Annotated in this window: 4 protein-coding genes; 1 reads left to right on the forward strand and 3 read right to left on the reverse strand. The window is 47.1% G+C overall.

The window, feature by feature from the left end:
• The coding region (locus tag RMO35_RS19530; protein ID WP_309743354.1) for a GNAT family N-acetyltransferase at positions 1-444 on the reverse strand (444 nt) is incomplete at its 3' end.
• A 3-nt stretch (positions 445-447) separates the two neighbouring features.
• Positions 448-744, reverse strand: coding sequence for a DUF1778 domain-containing protein (locus RMO35_RS19535; RefSeq protein WP_309743356.1), 297 nt, complete (start codon positions 742-744; stop codon positions 448-450).
• Between the two features lie 262 nt (positions 745-1,006).
• Between RMO35_RS19535 and RMO35_RS19540 the strand changes: the two genes are divergently transcribed.
• Positions 1,007-1,300, forward strand: coding sequence for a hypothetical protein (locus RMO35_RS19540; RefSeq protein ID WP_309743358.1), 294 nt, complete (start codon positions 1,007-1,009; stop codon positions 1,298-1,300).
• Between the two features lie 224 nt (positions 1,301-1,524).
• On the opposite strand, the gene guaA is transcribed toward RMO35_RS19540, so the two are convergent.
• Positions 1,525-2,923, reverse strand: a 1,399-nt coding sequence (gene guaA / locus RMO35_RS19545) for a glutamine-hydrolyzing GMP synthase (protein WP_309743360.1), incomplete at its 5' end; no start/stop codon positions are given.

Genomic DNA, 2,923 nt, shown 5'->3' on the forward strand with positions numbered 1-2,923 from the left:
CCGATACTGCTCGTAAAACTGCTTTGCCCCCTCCGAAATCGCATGAACCAGGATAGCTCGTATCCCCGCGATTTCCGCAGCCTTGAGCGTCCTCAGCATCGCATCTCGCAACAAACCACGCCCAATCCCCTTCCCTTGCCAGTTGCGATCGACCGCCAATCGCCCAATTTTCATCACCGGAATCGGATCTGGCATATTTCGCTTTACCTTACCCGTCGCGATATTATTGGCGATCGCGCCATTGGATAAGCAGTAATACCCCACCACAACGTCCCCCACACAGACGACATAAGTACGCGAAGCCCCCTCTGCTTCATTCCCCAGCGCGCGACGCTTCAGCCAACTATCTAATGGCTCGATCCCCGAATCAAAATCCTCGATCTGATGAATCGAACTCAGTTTTTCTGGCGGACGAATCCGCTGTTGCTCTAGATTATTGCCCACGAATTAATCCCAAGGTGCTTTTGTAGTTAGCAATTTGTGAAGCTGTTCGTGATGTGTCGGTGGTTCATCCAGCAATTCCACAAATTGCTGGAATTTAACTTCATCCAACCCAAAAAATCTTTGGTCTAACAGCACATCCTGGGCGGTCTTTTGAGCCGACTCCAGCATAAACTCCGATCGACTCTTCCCTTGCAATTCCGCCGCTCGATCGATTAGATCGCGTTGATTCTTCTTAGCGCGGATGTTAATTGTGACATCACGGGTTTCATTCGCCAAACCTTCGTTTACTGAGGCGTACATAACGCTTTCTCCTCTGCGGTAGGTGATAACTATCATATAAAAGTGTCAACACAATGTCAACACAGAATCGATTTGGGTAGAATTTACTCATATAATCGAAATAGCCCCACCAGTGAAGGCGAGGGCTATTTCGTTCGCGTAGCGTCTCCGTTAGGAGAATCGAGGGACTGTTACTAGCAGCGCGTTCGCGTTGGCGAAGCCTCTCGAAGAGAAGCGTCTCCGTCAGGAGAATCGAACTTAACATAACTACCATGAGGTTAACATGACTCAAGCCACAGAACCAGACGACATCGATCGCGTTAACCGCGACTTGGGTGGTGTCAACCGTAGATTAGACAGACTGGAATACACCCAGATCTCCCCCCAAGAGTTTTCCAGCGTACTAGATCGGATTTATGAAGAGATTGGCTCGATACGATCGGAGATGAGAGCGGAATTTGTAGCGGTTAATGCTCGACTCGATCGCATTGAAGCTGACACAAATCAGAGGTTTGACTCGCTCGATACCAAAATCGATATCATCATCCGTCGCCTCAGTGGAGAGGGAAATTTATAAAGAGTAAACCAACCCCGAAACCACTTTTACCCTGTTTTTTACCCTGCTCACTTCTTGCGAATGGCTGAAGTGGATACCCCATAAACAGTTAAGAGCTTCAAGCTATTGCTTTTGGAAGGGGTCGGAGATTGAAATCCTCTGGATCTGACTAAATAGATTACAGATAAAATCAAAAAGGCAGGCAATGCCCACCTTTTCAGCTAATTTAAACTAATCGCAAAGAATTATTCCCACTCGATCGTGCCGGGTGGCTTGGAAGTGATATCATAAACCACGCGATTGACGCCTTTGACTTCATTCACAATCCGGTTGGAAACAATCTCTAGAAACTCATAAGGAACCTTTGACCAATCGGCGGTCATGCCATCTTCACTAGATACACAACGTAAAACGATCGGGTGTGCATAAGTCCGTTGGTCGCCCATGACGCCGACACTATTTACATCGGCGAGTAGTACCGCGAAAGCTTGCCAGAGCTTGTCATAAAGTCCTTGTTTATTAACTTCTTGACGAACGATTAGATCGGCATCGCGAAGGATATTTAGTCGCTCTGCGGTGACTTCACCGATGATCCGAATTGCTAAACCGGGGCCGGGAAATGGTTGCCGTTTAACGATTTCTTCGGGTAAGCCGATCGATCGTCCCACTTTTCGCACTTCATCTTTAAATAATTTTCGTAAGGGTTCGACGAGTTTAAATTGTAAGTCTTTAGGCAAACCACCAACGTTGTGATGACTCTTAATTTTAACTGCTACCCGTTCGCCGCTTTGCGGATCGACATTGGTATCTGCGGACTCAATTACATCGGGATATAATGTCCCTTGCGCGAGATAATCAAATGGCCCCAATCGTTTTGATTCTGACTCGAATACGCGAATAAATTCGGTGCCAATGATTTTACGTTTGGTTTCAGGATCGGTAACACCCGCGATCGCATTAATGAACCGTTCCCGCGCCATTACATATTCAACTTTGATATGAAATTGGTTTTTAAATAAATTCACCAATCGTTCTGGTTCGAGCTTCCGCATGAACCCTTGATCGATGAACATACAGGTTAATTGGTCGCCGATCGCGCGGTGCAATAAGAATGCTAAAGTCGAAGAATCGACACCGCCAGATAGTGCGAGTAAAACTTTTTTATCGCCCACTCTAGCACGAATATTTCTGATTGATTCCTCAACAAATGCTTCGGTCGTCCAAGTTGGTTGACAACCGCAAATATGATAGACAAAATTGCGAATTAAAGCGAACCCACCGATCGAATGCACTACTTCAGGATGGAATTGCACTCCAAATAACTTACGCTGATGGTTGGCGATCGCCGCGCATGGTGTATTCTCAGTATGTGCTAGTAGATCGAAGCCATCGGGAAGCCGTTCGCAGGAGTCGCCATGACTCATCCACATTGTCGTTCCTTCCTCGACATTCGTCAGCAGATCGATCGGATCGTCGATGAGTAATTCGGCTTTGCCGTACTCAGCTTTTTTAGCTTTAACTACTTCACCGCCGAGCTGCTGCACCATCAATTGCATTCCGTAGCACACACCCAACACCGGAATTCCGAGGTTCCAGATTTCGGGGTCGCATTGGGGCGCGCGATCGTCATAAACTGAGCTAGGG

The organism is Chamaesiphon sp. OTE_20_metabat_361 (assembly GCF_031364565.1).